This is a genomic window from Miltoncostaea marina (assembly GCF_018141525.1).
GTDB lineage: Bacteria > Actinomycetota > Thermoleophilia > Miltoncostaeales > Miltoncostaeaceae > Miltoncostaea > Miltoncostaea marina.
The window spans coordinates 520,303-534,652 of sequence record NZ_CP064655.1 but is presented as its reverse complement, the minus strand read 5'-3'; the positions used below and the strand labels follow the sequence as shown (position 1 = coordinate 534,652).

Annotated in this window: 16 protein-coding genes and 3 tRNA genes; 7 read left to right on the top strand and 12 right to left on the bottom strand. The window is 75.3% G+C overall.

Annotated elements, in window-relative coordinates; all coding sequences use genetic code 11:
* Positions 1 to 9 precede the first annotated feature (9 nt).
* Together ITJ85_RS02635 and ITJ85_RS02630 are read left to right on the top strand one after the other, a co-directional pair.
* Positions 10 to 252 (top strand): hypothetical protein, encoded by a 243-nt coding sequence (locus ITJ85_RS02635; protein ID WP_217914805.1) that lies wholly within the window; start codon positions 10 to 12, stop codon positions 250 to 252.
* An 89-nt stretch (positions 253 to 341) separates the two neighbouring features.
* Positions 342 to 1,109 carry a hypothetical protein gene (locus tag ITJ85_RS02630; protein WP_217914804.1) on the top strand — a complete coding sequence of 256 codons (768 nt, stop codon included), beginning with the start codon at positions 342 to 344 and terminating at the stop codon, positions 1,107 to 1,109.
* Between the two features lie 17 nt (positions 1,110 to 1,126).
* On the opposite strand, the gene ITJ85_RS02625 is transcribed toward ITJ85_RS02630, so the two are convergent.
* The 3 genes from ITJ85_RS02625 to ITJ85_RS02615 all read right to left on the bottom strand — a co-directional run bounded on the left by ITJ85_RS02625 (position 1,127) and on the right by ITJ85_RS02615 (position 3,022).
* Complete coding sequence (locus ITJ85_RS02625; protein WP_217914803.1) at positions 1,127 to 1,507, bottom strand: ATP-binding protein; 381 nt, start codon at positions 1,505 to 1,507, stop codon at positions 1,127 to 1,129.
* Between the two features lie 98 nt (positions 1,508 to 1,605).
* Positions 1,606 to 1,953, bottom strand: coding sequence for an STAS domain-containing protein (locus ITJ85_RS02620; protein ID WP_217914802.1), 348 nt, complete (start codon positions 1,951 to 1,953; stop codon positions 1,606 to 1,608).
* Positions 1,954 to 2,083: 130 nt separating this feature from the next.
* Positions 2,084 to 3,022, bottom strand: coding sequence for a VOC family protein (locus ITJ85_RS02615; RefSeq protein WP_217914801.1), 939 nt, complete (start codon positions 3,020 to 3,022; stop codon positions 2,084 to 2,086).
* Between the two features lie 391 nt (positions 3,023 to 3,413).
* Here ITJ85_RS02615 and ITJ85_RS02610 point away from each other — a divergent pair, with 391 nt between their 5' ends.
* A complete protein-coding gene (locus tag ITJ85_RS02610) occupies positions 3,414 to 4,592 on the top strand; it encodes a S1C family serine protease (protein WP_217914800.1) in 1,179 nt (392 codons plus the stop codon).
* Between the two features lie 69 nt (positions 4,593 to 4,661).
* On the opposite strand, the gene ITJ85_RS02605 is transcribed toward ITJ85_RS02610, so the two are convergent.
* From ITJ85_RS02605 to ITJ85_RS02595, 3 genes are all read right to left on the bottom strand, one after another.
* The gene (locus ITJ85_RS02605) at positions 4,662 to 5,177 is read right to left on the bottom strand and encodes an OsmC family protein (RefSeq protein WP_217914799.1); all 516 of its coding nucleotides are present in this window, start codon (positions 5,175 to 5,177) and stop codon (positions 4,662 to 4,664) included.
* Positions 5,178 to 5,460: 283 nt separating this feature from the next.
* Positions 5,461 to 5,534: transfer RNA gene (locus tag ITJ85_RS02600), tRNA-Arg, on the bottom strand.
* Between the two features lie 74 nt (positions 5,535 to 5,608).
* Positions 5,609 to 5,698: transfer RNA gene (locus ITJ85_RS02595), tRNA-Ser, on the bottom strand.
* Between the two features lie 51 nt (positions 5,699 to 5,749).
* On the opposite strand from ITJ85_RS02595, the gene ITJ85_RS02590 reads away from it, so the two are divergent.
* Positions 5,750 to 6,574: a methyltransferase domain-containing protein gene (locus tag ITJ85_RS02590; RefSeq protein WP_217914798.1), complete on the top strand. Its 825-nt coding sequence runs from the start codon at positions 5,750 to 5,752 to the stop codon at positions 6,572 to 6,574.
* A 6-nt stretch (positions 6,575 to 6,580) separates the two neighbouring features.
* Here ITJ85_RS02590 and ITJ85_RS02585 read toward each other — a convergent pair whose 3' ends face one another.
* The gene (locus ITJ85_RS02585; protein WP_217914797.1) at positions 6,581 to 6,991 is read right to left on the bottom strand and encodes a DUF1801 domain-containing protein; all 411 of its coding nucleotides are present in this window, start codon (positions 6,989 to 6,991) and stop codon (positions 6,581 to 6,583) included.
* 118 nt (positions 6,992 to 7,109) lie between these two features.
* On the opposite strand from ITJ85_RS02585, the gene ITJ85_RS02580 reads away from it, so the two are divergent.
* Positions 7,110 to 7,198, top strand: a tRNA-Ser gene (locus tag ITJ85_RS02580).
* A gap of 139 nt (positions 7,199 to 7,337) precedes the next feature.
* Here ITJ85_RS02580 and ITJ85_RS02575 read toward each other — a convergent pair.
* The 5 genes from ITJ85_RS02575 to ITJ85_RS02555 form a co-directional block, all read right to left on the bottom strand.
* Entirely contained in the window at positions 7,338 to 8,408 is a 1,071-nt protein-coding gene (locus ITJ85_RS02575; RefSeq protein WP_217914796.1) for a tyrosine-type recombinase/integrase, read from the bottom strand.
* A 142-nt stretch (positions 8,409 to 8,550) separates the two neighbouring features.
* Positions 8,551 to 8,769, bottom strand: a complete 219-nt coding sequence (locus ITJ85_RS02570) for a helix-turn-helix domain-containing protein (RefSeq protein ID WP_246496352.1) — start codon at positions 8,767 to 8,769, stop codon at positions 8,551 to 8,553.
* Between the two features lie 2 nt (positions 8,770 to 8,771).
* The gene (locus tag ITJ85_RS02565; protein WP_217914794.1) at positions 8,772 to 9,614 is read right to left on the bottom strand and encodes a M23 family metallopeptidase; all 843 of its coding nucleotides are present in this window, start codon (positions 9,612 to 9,614) and stop codon (positions 8,772 to 8,774) included.
* Between the two features lie 176 nt (positions 9,615 to 9,790).
* The gene (locus tag ITJ85_RS02560) at positions 9,791 to 10,687 is read right to left on the bottom strand and encodes an IclR family transcriptional regulator (RefSeq protein ID WP_217914793.1); all 897 of its coding nucleotides are present in this window, start codon (positions 10,685 to 10,687) and stop codon (positions 9,791 to 9,793) included.
* Positions 10,688 to 10,736: 49 nt separating this feature from the next.
* Positions 10,737 to 11,180: a helix-turn-helix domain-containing protein gene (locus ITJ85_RS02555; protein ID WP_217914792.1), complete on the bottom strand. Its 444-nt coding sequence runs from the start codon at positions 11,178 to 11,180 to the stop codon at positions 10,737 to 10,739.
* Positions 11,181 to 11,348: 168 nt separating this feature from the next.
* On the opposite strand from ITJ85_RS02555, the gene ITJ85_RS02550 reads away from it, so the two are divergent.
* Positions 11,349 to 12,068, top strand: coding sequence for a hypothetical protein (locus ITJ85_RS02550; protein ID WP_217914791.1), 720 nt, complete (start codon positions 11,349 to 11,351; stop codon positions 12,066 to 12,068).
* Complete coding sequence (locus ITJ85_RS02545; protein ID WP_217914790.1) at positions 12,065 to 13,864, top strand: hypothetical protein; 1,800 nt, start codon at positions 12,065 to 12,067, stop codon at positions 13,862 to 13,864. The genes ITJ85_RS02550 and ITJ85_RS02545 overlap by 4 nt, the downstream gene beginning before the upstream one ends.
* The last annotated feature ends 486 nt before the right edge of the window (positions 13,865 to 14,350 follow it).

Genomic DNA, 14,350 nt, shown 5'->3' with positions numbered 1-14,350 from the left:
GGAGGGACCGTGACGCTTCCGCTCGATGCGTGGGAGGACGAGCTGGGCAGGATGGCCGCCCACCGGCTGCGCCAGCGCGCGAAGGAGCAGCTCGCCGCCGGCGCGTGGTCCGGGGAGGAGCTCGAGGACGCCATCGCCGCGGCGGAGCGGCGGCTGACCCGGCCGCAGCTCGAGACGCTCTGGGCGACGCTGACCTCCGACCGGGAGCTGAGCGGGCTGTGCGCCGCGGGCGCGGGCTCCCCGGGCGACTAGGGCCGGGCGCGCCGGAACCTGTGAACTATCCACCCGGACAGCACGAACGAGGGGTGGCGGGCGGCGCCCGGTCGCGTCTACTACCCGGTGTGCCGACCCGTCTCCACCCCGCGCTCGCACCCGTCGCCGACGCCGCGCGCCGCCGCGTCAGGACGATGCGGCGCCTGCACCGCGAGGTGGGCGGCAGGGTGATCGCCTACATCACCCTGGCCCGCCTGCTGCCCGAGCGGGTCGGGCGGGTGGAGTGGTTCACGGTGATGGAGTACCCGATCGACCCCGACGCGCCGGTCGACGACCTGCGCTACCGGTGGGCGGGGCCCGAGGACGTCGCGCTGCTGACGGCGTTCGGCCTCACCGCGGCGGAGGTCGAGGCCCGCATGGCGGTGGGCGACCGGGCGCGGCTCTGCCTCGACGGCGCCGGCGCGCTGCTGGCGTACGCCTGGTACCGCTTCCACGCCTGGGACGAGGAGGGCGTGGAGTTCCTGCTCGGCCCCCGCGACGCCTGGGGCTACGACTTCGACGTCACCCCGACCGTCCGCGGCCGGCGCCTGCTCGGCCAGATCGGCTTCGAGGGCAGCGCGGCGCTCGCGGAGGAGGGCGTCACCCGCATCCTCGGCGGCGTCGACGTCGCCAACCGGGGCGTCTACCGGGCCTTCCGCCGCCGCCGCGCGACCGCGATGGGCACGATCGCGATGCTCCGCATCGGCCCGCTCAGCCTCCGCCGCGAGCGGTGGACGGCCGACGGCCGCGCGCGCTGGCGCCTCTACCGCGGCCGGTGCCCCGTGGGCCTGCCGGACCTCGGCGCGGCGCCCGCGGTGTGGGACGCGGACGTCGCCCCCCAGGCCGCCCGCCCCTGAGGACGGGGGGGGCCGCCTCAGGCGGCCGGCAGCTCGGCCCAGACCGCCGTCCCGCCGTCGCTGCGCAGCCCCCAGCAGGAGCTGAGACCGGCGACGAGCCCCAGACCGCGCCCGCCGGCCCCTCCGCCGCGGTCCGGCCGGTAGCCGCCGCCCGCGTCGCTCACCTCGACGCGCACGCCCTCGGCGACGCGCCGCAGCCGCAGGCGCACGGCGTCGCCCGGGCCGAGCCCCGCGTGCATCACGCTGTTCGCCACGAGCTCGGACGCCACCAGCAGCACGTCGTCGAGCCGGCCCTCCGGCAGCGCGCCACGCAGCCGCTCGCGCAGGCAGCGGCGCGCTTCGGCGGGCGCCGTCGGCAGCGGCGGGAGGCGGCGCTCCAGCAGGATCTCGGCCGGCACGTGACCTGGCTCCTCTCCGGCGGGTCCCCGCCATCGGATCGCCGGCCGCGTACCCGCGATCGACCCGGCGATCACGCCCGCCGGGTCCGCGGCGACGGTCAGGCGCCCGCGGCGGGCTCCACGTCGAACCGGTCGATCACCGCCGCCATCTCCAGCACGCGCATCGCCGCCCGCGGGATCGCCCGCAGCACCAGGCGCCCGCCGGCCGCGGCGAGCGCGCCCTGCACCTGGACCAGGGCCCGCACGCCCGAGGAGTCGAGGAACTCGACCGCCGACAGGTCGAGGACGAGCTCGGCGGGGCCCTCGCCGGCCACCTCGAGCAGCCGCTCGCGCAGGCCGGGGGCGACCGAGACGTCGACCTCGCCCGCGAGGGCGTAGACGCGCCGCCCGGACGACTCGTCCAGGCGTCCGCGCAGGATCGCGCCGATCTGCTCGGGGTAGGCCAACCGCATCCTCACGTCGGCGCCGCCGGGACCACCGCGCCCGGCGTTGGCGCGGCGGGAGGCTACTGGCGCGCGCGCCGCCGCGGCAAGCCGGGCGCGCCCCGAACCCGCAGAACCGCCGAGCGCGGCCGGCCTACGGGGCCGCCGGCGCCCCGGGGCGCCAGCGGCGCACGTCCGGCAGCGGCGTCAGCTCGCGCTCGAGCTCGTCCCGCAGGTGCTCGAAGTCGGGCGGCAGGGTGAGCCGCTCGCCCAGGCGCTCGGCCGGCTCGTCGGCGGCGAAGCCGGCCCCGTCGCGGGTGGCGAGCTCGTAGAGGATGCCGCTCGGCTCCCGGAAGTAGACCGACTCGAACCAGAACCGGTCGATCACCGGCGTGGGGCGCCCGCCGACGGCCATGATCCGCTCGCGCCAGCCGTCGAGGTCGGCGCGCGCCGCCGACCACGCGATGTGGTGCACGGTGCCGCCGCCCTGGACGCCCCACTCGGCGGCCCGCTCGAAGGTGATGCGCGAGCCGCGGTGCTCGCCGCGCGACTCCCAGGTGCGCTCGCCCGCGGGCGTGAAGCCCAGCACCTGGCGCACCATCGCCTCGCTGTGGGCGACGTCGGCGACCAGCGCGCGCACGGAGTCGAACCCCTGGATGGCGTGCTCCTCGGGCACCTCGGCCGACCGCGCCACCAGGGGCGGGTCGGCCGTCTCGACCACCGCGAGCTCGTGGGCGAGGCCCTCGGGGTTCGCGAAGCGCAGCCGCCCGGGCGAGCGCTCCACCGGCGCGCCCTCGCGGGTCAGCCGCTCCTCCCAGAACGCCAGCGCGTCCTCCGACGCGACCCGGTGCACGATCGCGGCGACCATCCCCGCCCCGGCGCGGCCCGGCGGCAGGTCGGGCCACTCGAAGAAGGTGATGTCCGCGCCGGGCGAGCCCGCCTCGTCGGCGTAGAAGAGGTGGTAGGCGCGCGGGTCGTCCTGGTTGACCGTCTTCTTCACCATGCGCAGCCCCAGCACGCGCGCGTAGAAGTCCACGTTGCGCGGGGCGTCCCGCGTGATGCAGGTGATGTGGTGGATGCCGTCGAGCTGCAAGGCGCCCCCTCTCGCGTCCGCCGTGTCGCCCGACCGTACCCCGCCGGCGCGCGGCGCCGCTCGGGCGCCGCGCCGGCGGTGCGGCATCAGAGCAGGATGATCAGCAGCACCACGATCAGGATCAGCAGCAGCACGCCGCCTCCGATGTACATGTCCGCTCCTCTCGGTCGGTCGGTCGGATGGCGTCACGTTCCCGTCGCCGTGGCCTCCGACGCCCCGGAACCGCCGGAATCGCCGATCGGGCGGCGCCGGACGGCCGGGACACCGCCGACGGGCGGCGCGTCCGGCCGCCCGCGCCCGGGGCGCTCAGGCGACTCACAGGCGGCTCCCACGGTTCCGCGAGGGCGGCACCGCACACTCGGGACACGGCCCACCGAGACGGAGCGCGCCCATGTCGACCACCCTGCCGCCGATCGCCGGCCCCTCCCCCGCCCACGAGGCGCCGCAGCGCGGCGGGCCGGGGCGCCGCGCGCTCGCCCTGCTCCTGGCGGGCTCGGCGATCCTCGGCGGCGGCGTGGGGGCCGGCGCCCTCGCGGCCGCCGGCGCCCTCGACGGCGGCGGCACCACGACGATCATCGAGCGGGTGCCGGCCGCCGCCACGACGGCTGCCGGCCGCACCGCCGCGGGCGCGCTCGACGCCGGCGCCGTCTACGCGGACGCCGCGCCCGGGGTCGTCGACATCGCGGTCACGAGCCCGGGCGCGGCCGCGCCCGGGCCGTTCGGGCAGGGCGGGGGCGAGGTCGCCTCGGGCGGCTCGGGCTTCGTCATCGACGGGCAGGGCCACATCCTGACCGCGGCCCACGTGGTGGACGGCGCCGACGAGGTGACGGTCCGGTTCTCCGACGGCACCAGCCGGGCCGCCACCGTGCTGGGCACCGACGACGCCACGGACGTCGCCGTCCTGCGCATCGATCCGGCGGGCCTCGAGCTGCACCCGCTCGAGCTCGGCTCGTCCGCCGCGCTCGAGGTGGGCGACGAGCTCGTGGTGATCGGCAGCCCGTTCGGCTACGAGGCCAGCCTCAGCACCGGCGTGGTCTCGGGGCTCGATCGCACGATCGAGGCGGCCAACGGCTTCACGATCGCGCACGCGATCCAGACCGACGCCGCGCTCAACCCGGGCAACTCCGGCGGGCCGGTCCTCGACGCGGCCGGGCGCGTCGTCGGCATCTCCGACCAGATCGCGACCGGCCAGGCCCGGCAGAGCGCCGGCGTGGGCTTCGCGGTGCCGATCGACGTGGTCGCCGGCGACCTCGACGCGCTGAAGGCGGGGCGGGAGGTCCGCCACGCGTACCTCGGCATCAGCACCAGCGACTCGTCCGACCCCGCCGGCGCCCTCATCGGCGACGTGGCGGGCGGCGGCCCGGCGGCCGACGCGGGCCTGCGCGCCGGCGACGTGGTCACCGCGGTGGACGGCCGGCCGATCACCGGCAGCGCGGCCCTGGTCGCGGCGATCGCCGACGCCCACCCCGGCGACCGCATCGCGCTGCGGGTGACGCGCGGGGACGAGCCCCTCACCGTGACGGCGACGCTCGCCGCCCAGCCGCGGGCGGCCGGCGCCCCGGTCGGATGAGCGGGCGGGCCCCGGGACGGCGACGGCCCCGCCGAGGCGGGGCCGTCGCCGTGCGCCCGGCCCGATCGGTCAGGCGGGGTTCACCTGGCCCGTGATCGGCGACGCGTTGAGCACGTTGTCGAACATCGGCGAGGTCCGCTCGGCGGCGACGCGGATCTCCTCGAGCTGCTCGGGGGTGGCGTCGGAGTCGACCCGCACCGTGTAGCTTAGGTTCGTGAAGCCCGGCCGCACGTCGTCGTCCAGGCCGAGGTAGCCGCGCAGGTCGAAGTCGCCGTCGACGTCGATGCGCAGATCGCGGAAGTCGACGCCGCGCTTGGCCGCCTGCGTGACCCAGCCGATCGTCAGGCACGTCCCGACCGACGCGAGGAGCAGCTCCATCGGGTCGACGTGCTCGTCGGTCCCGCCGAGCGGCGCCGGCTCGTCGGTCTGGATGGTGAACGAGCGGGCGACCGTGCGCGCCCGGGCGCCGTCCTCCCAGGTGGTCACCGTCGTCCAGGAGCCGCGCCCGCTGGCGGGGTCCTCGGCCACGGCGGACCGGGTCGCCTCGAGGGCGGAGAGATCGAGCGTGGTGCAGCTACGCGCCATGGGGCCTCCGAAATCCGGGAATCACTCAGATGATTCCGGAGATTACCCGCCGGGCGCCCGCCGGGCCCGCCCGCTGCCTGAACCGGACCATCGCCGGCACGGTGGACCACCGGGGTGCTCGGTTCGGCGTCCAGGCGGCGGACCTCGTGCTCGACGACCTCGGGGCGAGGCCCGGCGAGACGGGGGCGCGATCGGGCGTCCGGCGCCCCGCCGCGCATCCGGCCCGTCGCACGGAACCGGCCGCGAAACGACGAGACCCCGCTCGCGGGCGGGGTCTCGCTCATGCGCCAGACAGGATTCGAACCTGTGACCTTCGGTTTCGTAGACCGACGCTCTATCCGACTGAGCTACTGGCGCGCGACCCGGGAGGTTACCAGGGTCGGCCGCCCCGCCGCGGGGCCGGGACGGGCCCGGCCCGCGGCGCGCGGCGACGGAGAGGGAGGGATTCGAACCCTCGAATCAGGTTGACCCCGATTAACCGCTTAGCAGGCGGTTGCCTTCAGCCACTCGGCCACCTCTCCCGAGGCGGGCCGTATGGTAGCGGCCCGCCCGGCCTGGGGTAGCGTGGGGCGGTGGACGGCCCCCCGGACCTCGGCGGCTTCACGGACGTCGACGCCGCCGCATCGCCCGCCGCGTACGCCGGCTACCTCGACGACGTGCGCGGGCTCGGCGCGGTCGCGCGCTGGAAGGAGCGCTCCTTCGCGCTCCTCGATCCGCGCCCGGGCGCCCGGCTGCTGGACGTGGGGTGCGGCACCGGCGACGACGTGCTGGCCCTGGCGCGGCTGTGCGGCCCGGACGGGTCCGCGCTGGGCGTCGACGCGAGCGCGGCGATGGTGGCCGAGGCCCGCCGGCGCGCCGCCGCCGCGGGCGTGGCCGGCGCCCGGTTCGCGACGGGCGACGCCCAGGCGCTCGACCTGCCCGACGCCGCCGTCGACGGCTGCCGCGCCGAGCGCACGCTGCTCCACCTCGCCGAGCCGGCGCGGGCGGTCGCCGAGATGGCCCGCGTCGTGCGGCCGGCCGGCCGCGTGGTGCTGGTGGAGCCGGACTGGCACACGCTCGTCGTCGACGCCGGCGACGCCGCGACCGGCCACGCGGTCGCCGCGGCCGCGGCGGAGCGGTTCCGGCAGGGCCGCGTGGGCCGCGCCCTGCGGCGGCTGCTGCTCGACGCCGGCCTGGCCGACGTGGAGGTGGCGGCGCGCGCCCTCGTCGCGACCGGCGACGCGGCCCGGGCCGACCGGCTGTTCGACCTCGCCGCCGCGGCGCGGGCCGCGGCCGAGGAGGGCAGGGTCACCGCCGAGGCGGCCGCCGCCTGGCTCGCCGAGGTGCGCCGGGCGGGCGACGCGGGGCGGCTGCTCGTGGCGATGACCTCCTTCATGGCGGCGGGCCGCAGGCCCTGACCGGGGTCAGCCCCGGCCGCGCCCCGCCCGGCCGGCGGCGTTGAGCGCGACCGCGGCGCGGATCAGCTCCGTGAACGCCGCGGCGTCGAGTTCGTCGCCCTCGCCGATGTCGATCGCCCTGCGCACGTTGCCGTCGAGGCTCGCGTTGAAGAGCCCCGCCGGGTCGTCGAGCGCCGCGCCCTTCGCGAACGTGAGCTTCACCTTGTCCCGGTACGACTCGCCGGTGCAGACGATCCCGTCGTGCGACCAGGTGGGCGTGCCCCGCCACTTCCACTCCTCCACCACCTCGGGGTCGGCCCGCCTGATCAGCTCGCGCACCCTGCGCAGCGTCTCGCCGCGCCAGTCGCCCAGCTCGGCGATTCGGCGGTCGATGAGCTCGGATGCCGGCGGGTCGCCGGAGGGGCTCGACGGTGCCATGTGCCCTCCTCGGTCGGGGCGTCGTGACGTCGCCCGCCAGGGAACCACATCGCCGCGGCGGCCGTCACCCGGGCGGCGGGCGCGCGGGCCGCGGCTATCGTCCCGGGGGCCGGGCCCGGGAGGGGTGGCAGAGCGGTCGAATGCGGCGGTCTTGAAAACCGTTGTCCGGTGCAGACCGGACCGTGGGTTCGAATCCCACCCCCTCCGCTGCTCCACTCCGATTGCCGCTCTGAGCAGGTCGTTTCTCTACTAGGGAGACCCGGGCCTCCAACCGCATGGGACCGCTCAGAACCGCTGAGGAGAGCGGCGCACTCTCCCATCTCTCTCCCGCAGATCCGCGCCGAGATCACGATGCCCCCGGCGTTCCCGAGGATCCCGCGGCCCGCCGGAGGTACGCGTTCAGCAGCGCGGCGGCCTCGCTCTCGTTGCCCGGCATGAGGTGCCCGTAGCGATCGAAGGTCATCTGGATCGACGCGTGGCCCAGATAGGCCATGAGTCCGCGCGCGTTCACCCCCGCCGCGATGCAGATCGAGGCGAAGGTGTGGCGGCACTCGTGGAGGCCGATGGGGTCGAGGCCGGCTTCGGCCCACGCGCGCCTCGCCCGCTTCAGGACCGACTCGTAGGCGAAGGGGCGAGCAGCGTCCCGCCCGAAGACGAGCCCATCGCGTCGACCGGTCCGCAGCAGGTGCTCGGCCAGATGCGCGCGCAGTTCGTCCACGATCGGGACACGCCGCCGGCCGCTGCGACTCTTGGTCTCGACGACACCCTCCACCGGGTCCCACGAGCGCTCGACGGAGATGATGCCCCGCTCCAGGTCGATGTCGCCGACGCGGAGGGCCTTCATCTCGCCGAGGCGGAGCCCGGCGTAGAGCGCGGTCGCCCAGATCGGACGATCCCGCTCCTGCAGCGCGGCGACGAGCGCGAGCGCCTCGCCGGGCGAGGCGACCCTCTCGCGCGTCCCGCGCACCGCGGGCAGGTCGAGGTGATCGAGCGGGCTGACGGGTACGTCGCCTGAGCGGAGGGCCCGCCGGTAGATGACCCGCAGCGGCAGGATCGCGTTGCGGACGGTCGAGGGGGAGAGGCCGTCGGCGACCATCCGGTCGCACAACCTCTGCACGTCGGCCCGACGGACTGTGGTCAGTCGCATGGCACCGAGGTCCGACAGCACGTGCCCGTCGAGCGAACGACGGTACGCGCGGACGACGCTCGGCTTGTAGGGGTCGCCCGAGCGGTTGCGCACGGACCCGTCGCGCATGCCGGCGATGAGCGCGTCGGCCGCCTCGCGCACGCTGATCGAGCGCCCCGCGGCGAGCGACCCGCGTCGTACGGCGGTCGTGGCCTCGGCGCGCCATGAACGCGCGGCGGCGAGTGTCGGGAAGGACCGCAGGATCTCGCGACCGTCCGCGGGGCTCCACACCCGGGCGCGGTAGGTCGGTCTGCACGAGCAACGCTTGCCGGCGAGCGACTCGCACGCCTTCCGGTGTCGGACCTCGATTCCCTGGGGCGTCACTGGATGCCCCGCTTCTCTGGTGTGCGGGCCCTCGCCGCGCCGCGCTCGTTCACGCCGACCACCTCGCCGCCTCCCGTTCGAGCCACCGCTCGATCTCGGCCACCGGGACGATCAGGCAGCGCCCACGTCGGACGATCCGGAGCTCATCGCGGATATGGCGATCGAAGGTGTCGCGCGAGACGCCCACCGCCGCAGCGGCTTCGTCGAGGGTGAGCCCGAGACGGGGTGGGCCGTTCACGACGCGCAGGCTCGGCCGGGAGTCGGCCATCGTCACTCGACCCCCGCCAGGGCGACGGGATCGCGCCGCATCACGCCAAGGTGAAGGTGGTCGGCGCCGTTCGCGGAGCCGGAGAAGCCGATGAGCTGGCCGAGGGCGACGCGCCCGCCCTCCCGGACGACAATCCCGGAGAGGTGCGCGTAGTAGTACGCGTCGTCCCGTGATTGCACCGTGAGCTGCGCGCCTCCGAAGCGACCCGAGAAGGCCGTCGGATCGCCGCCGATGCGCACGATGACGCCGGCGTCGATCGCATACAGGGGTGAGCCGAACGGCAGGTTGATGTCGACGGCGTGGTCGGACTGCCAGTTGTCCGGCCACGAGGCGTAGGAGTGGGTGCCCTCCCCCGGCCTGCCGCCGAGCGTTCCGATACCGCCGGTCGGCGTCGCCAGGCCGCCGTATCCGATCGTCGCCCCGGCACCCATGGCGCCGCCTTGGGCATCAATCGTGATCGGAAGGGCCGGGTCGCCGCCGAGATCGGAGTAGGTTTGGCCGACGGCGTCGAGCCACGCCGAGTTCAGACCGCCCGGATCGTTGGCCGCCCCGATCGGCGCCCAGATCGGCTGGATCTCGACGAGGGTGTCGCGGCCGCGGCCGACGTAGTTGGTCGCCAGGCCGCGGGCGACCGTGGCGATGTTGTCCTGCCAGGATGCGAAGGGGATGGCCGGTCCCCAGCCGAAGGCGTTGTGGATGCCGGCTCCTGACCCTTGCGTTCCGAGCACCGACTCGTGGCGGGCGATCGCGACGAGAGCGCGGGGGTCGATGCCGTTGCGGAGGCCCTCGGCGACGAACACCGAGCCGAGGCCGATGAGCGGCGAGTCCGGGACCTCGTCGGCCATCCACTCGTTGAGCGCCGCGGCGTCCACCGGCGAGGTCGCCGCCCAGGCGGCGCTCGACCAGCCCCCCGCGAGGGCCAGGAGCGCCAGTAGTGGAAGCGCCACGATGAGCGTCACCACGCCGGCCAGCGCCGCGATGCCGAGGCGAAGGAGGGGCATCCTCGGGGCGACGGCGGTGCTCACGGGCTCTTCCCGGAGCCGCGCTTGGCGCGCGGTCTACGCCGGGCACGAGGTGCCGGCGACTCGTCCTGCCCGCCGGTGGCCGGCGGGGGGACGGGCGGCTCCACCGCCCCGAGCACCTCGACCGTGAGTGCGCGGGGAGGCGGGGCGGCTACGCGACTGGCGCCGAGGGCGGCCGACACCCGCTCGGCCTCCGCGACCACGATCTTGGCGATCGCCGCCGTCTTGGCCCGGGGCAGGGCCGCCTTCCCGCCGCCGACCCCGACCGCGGCGATCACGGCCCCGGTGTGGTCGCGGACGGGCGCACCGACCGAGCGCCGAGGGCCATCCAGCTCACCCTCCTCGAGCGCGTAGCCGCGCTCGGCGATCACGGCGAGCTCTTCGCGAAGGCGCTCGCGATCCGTGATCGTGGTAGGCGTCCAGGCGTCGAGAACGAGCTCCGCGAGCACCGCCTCGCGCGTCGGCTCGGGGAGAAAGGCGAGGATCGCCTTGCCGAGAGCGGTCGCGTGGGCGGGAAAGGCCCGCCCAAGGGCCCGCTCCGGCCCGCGGAACTGCTCGACGTAGATCGCCCGCCCACCCGACAGGACCGCGATCAGTCCCGGCATCCCCGTCGATTCCTTCAACCCCGCAACCACCTGACGCAGGGCCTCCCAGGGGTTCAGGCCGGCGAGCGCCCGCGCCGACAGCTCACCGAGGCGCTTCGGGGCGAGCCGGTACCGCTTGGTGAGCGGGCTCGCCTCGACCAGGCCGGCCTCCACCAAGTGGAGGACGAGCCTGTGGACGTTCGGGGTCTGGGTGCCGATCCGCGCACCCAGCTCGGGCAGCGTCAGCTCCGGTTCGACCTCGAGGACGGCGAGGATCTGGAGGGCCTGCTCCAGCGCGCGGACCCGGTACATCTCGGCAAGCGGCTCCGAGGGCGCCCCAGTCACTGTCCCTCTCCCACGCTCACGCCTTGCGGCGGGGATCCCGCTCCTTGATGTAGCGCGTGGCCGAGTCGGGATCCGAGCGCAGGTACTCCCGGAGGGCGCCCTCGGAGGTGCGCCACTCCTTGCCCTCCTTCCAGGCAGGCAGCCGCTCGGCCATCGCCTCGTGATAGATCGTGTGCAGTTCGACGCGCAGGAAGTCCGCCGCCTCCTGCGCCGAGAGGGCGATGGGCGCCTCGGGCACGGCCGGCTGGTGGAGCGCCGCGGCCGGCGGGGCACCACGAAGGCGTCGCCCCGGCGTCCAACGCGCGGCGACCGCATCGGTCAGAAACCGCCATTCCTTCCCCACCCGGCGCGCGGGAAGGCGACCCGAGCGCGCGGCCCGATGGACGCTGTTGGGGTGCATGCCGAGCCACTCGGCGACCTCGGGCAGCGTCAGGACCTCGCGTGGCGGCGGCGCGCTCATCGGCCGTAGCTTCTCCCAAATCGAGAGCCGTCGCTGGCGCTACGACACGATTTCGAATGTCGATGCTCGTCATCGGTATAGCAATATCGTCCCTGACACACTTGACGTCAAGCGTGGGGAGGGTCGATGATGGACCGGCCCGCCCGTCCCCCTGCCGAGGCCCCCCCGGTGAGCGACGCCCCGACAGACCCAGCCCCCATAGACGACGAGTCGGCGCTCGGGCTCGGCTGGCTCTTCGATGCCCCGGGCCCGGACGAGGAGCAGGGCAACCCTGCGATCTGGCCGACGGGGGCGGTCGACATGCTTCCGCTGCCGGGCTTCGCCCTCGACGAGGACAGCGTCCTCGTGCCCCTGCCGTCGGCGGCGGGCGACGAAGAGCCCGAGCCCGAGCGGCCCGGCCTCGCTGTGGACGCTTCCCGCGCGCCCGGCGGACGGATTCGCCTCGCCCTTCGCTCGCGGGCCGGCGCCGGGGCGGGCGTCCTCGGGAGCATGATCCTCGTCGCGGCAGCGGCGGCCGTGGGGATCGGGCTGCCGAGCGGCGGCGGGGCTGACGGGGGACAGCCGGCGACGTCAGCGCCCAGGGATCGTCCGCCGGCCCTGGCCGTGGATACGAGCTGGACCGCGGATCTCGAGCACGCAGTGAAGGTGAGCCAGCGACGCCAGGAACGTCAGGATGCTGCCCGACGACGGTCCACGGCGCGCCGGGACGATGCGCGAGAGAAGCATCGACAGGAGGCGCCCGCCCGCGCCTCCGCCCCCGCGCCGACGCCGGTGTCGAGCTCGACCGTGCGGGCGGCGAGCCCGACGACGGACCCGTGGGCGGGCGTGCCCGGCGCAGTGCGGGAGTTCGAGCCCGGGCCCTGGAACGACGGAGGGACGACCTCATGAGGCGACCGCTCGCTCTTGGCGGCGTCGGCCTCGCGGCCCTCTGCCTCGCTGGCCCCGCCGCAGGAACCGAGGGAAGCCTCTACCGGCTGGGCCCGGAGACCATCGTGTCGCACGTCGCCCCCGACGGGCAGTGCTCGAGCCAGTTCTCGGGATCAGGTTTCGGGATCACCTGCCCGCCCCATGATCCCGTCTTCGCGGGCACCAAGTGGCAGATCGACATGCGCACGCCCTACGGCGGCACGGCGATCGAGGCGATCACCTTCAGCGCGATTCGCTACCACGAAACCGCGACGTCCATCGCCCTTCAGGTGCTGGCCGACGGGGCGCTCGCCTGGGGCGTGGCCGAGGCGGACCTCCCGCGCTCGCCGGCCGCCCCGAAGGCCTATCTGGTGTCCCGGAGCGGACAGACCCTCTCCCTGCGTCTCTTCCAGACCGAGACGCGTAAGCAGCCGAACAGGGTCTGGGCGATCCTCGACCCGGCCATCCTCGTCCGTGACCTGCAGGCGCCGACCGCCCAGCTCGTCGGTCCGCCGGAGGGTTGGATCCGCGATGCGAGCGCCCGGATCGTGTGGATCGCGAGCGACAACCTCGGCTCGGATGGCATCAGGGGGCAGCGGCTCCTGGTGGATGGCCGGGTCGGCTGGTCGGGCGCACCGGGCGCCGGCACGCACACCGTCGACCTGCCGCTGGGAGACGTCCCCGACGGCAACCACGCGCTGCGGCTCGAGGTGGACGGAGACGGCACCCCGGGCGCCGGCGCTCAGGGCGCGACCCTGCGGGTCGATCGAACCGCCCCCACCGCTCAGGCGACCGTCGCGTACCTCGGCAGCGACCGCGCGCGCATCGGCGTGAGCGTTTCCGATGCGACGAGCGGCATCGTCCGGTGGTCCCTCGCGCCGCCCGAGCCCGGCGCTGCGGCGATCGCCTCCGGCACCGCCGCGGGATCTAGCGCGACCGAGATCGCCCTCGCCGACTACCTCGCGTCCGGGGAGACGACCCGGCTCGTGTTGCGGGCGGAGGACCTGGCGGGGAACGTCCGGACCGTCCTCACGCCGCCGATCACCCGCCAGCCGCCCGGAGTCGTCGCCCTTCCGCCCGCGGGGACGTACGCCGGCCCTGAGCTCGGGGAGCCGGGGCTGATCGAGGCGAGTGGCGTCCCCCTTCCCAACTTCGCCACGATCCAGAGCAAGGGGCTCCGCTCACCGCGGGCGCGCCGGTACGCCCAGTCCGGTGGCCAGCTCGCCCCCATCATCGTCGCGACCTGGAGCCGGCCGATGACCCTCTCCGGGCGCTTCTTCCACCGGAACGGCCGAGGGCTGCGCGGCGCGACCGTCTACCTGCTCGACCCCCTGCGCCGCACCCAGGCGACGACGCTGACCGACCGTCGGGGACGCTTCCACTTCCGCGTCCGGCCCACCGCCCCCGGCATATGGCGGGCCGTCGCGCTCGGGCGCCCCCTCGTGGTGGGGCTCGCCGACGTCGCGGTCCGTCCTCTGGTCCGTGTCCGCGTCCGCGGCCAGCAGCTGCGACCCGGCGAGACGCTCCGAGTGGCCGGCGTGATCCGTCCGCGCGCTCGCGTCGCCGGCAAGACCGTCGAGCTCCAGTGGCGTCGCGGCACCGAATGGCGGCCGCTGGCCTCGACGCGCGCCGACCGCCGCGGCAGGTTCGCCCTCCGCTATCGCGTGAGCGCCGCCGGCGGCGGCTACGCGGTCCGGATGAGGGTGGTCGTCCCCAGGGAGAAGGGCTGGCCGTTCAGTCCCGTCGTCGTGAAACACTTCTCTGTGAGCGTGCTGTGAGTGCCTCCCGCGCGCCGAGCTGAGCCTCGCCCCGAAAAGGCCAGACGACGACGAGAGAATCGGTAGCCGCGGCCTTGAGCCTCCGTGCGCCGAAGCGAGGCGAGACGGCCTCGACGAACCATCGTCCGGTCATGGCCCAAGACCGCGGGGCCGTTCCACGCCGTGCGTGTCGAGCCAGCCCACAGCGGCGGCTCGAGAGCGATGGCGGCCGCTTTCCCTTACCGCGCCGGGAGCCGCCGTGTGAGCCCGTGCTCGGGCGGTCACGGCCCCGTGCGGCGCAGACGACGTCGGCACGATCGACCCAAGGGGCTGAGATTGCGTGGGGTGGCCGGGCACGCGTCGAGCACCGACCGTCGCGGCAGCGGGGACGATCACGGTAATCACGGTCGAGGGTGCGGAGATGCCGACGACCGCGACGATGATGCTGGAGACAACCGACCGTGATGACCGGAGCGGCGATGACCGACGCGGCTGTGCCCCGCCTCC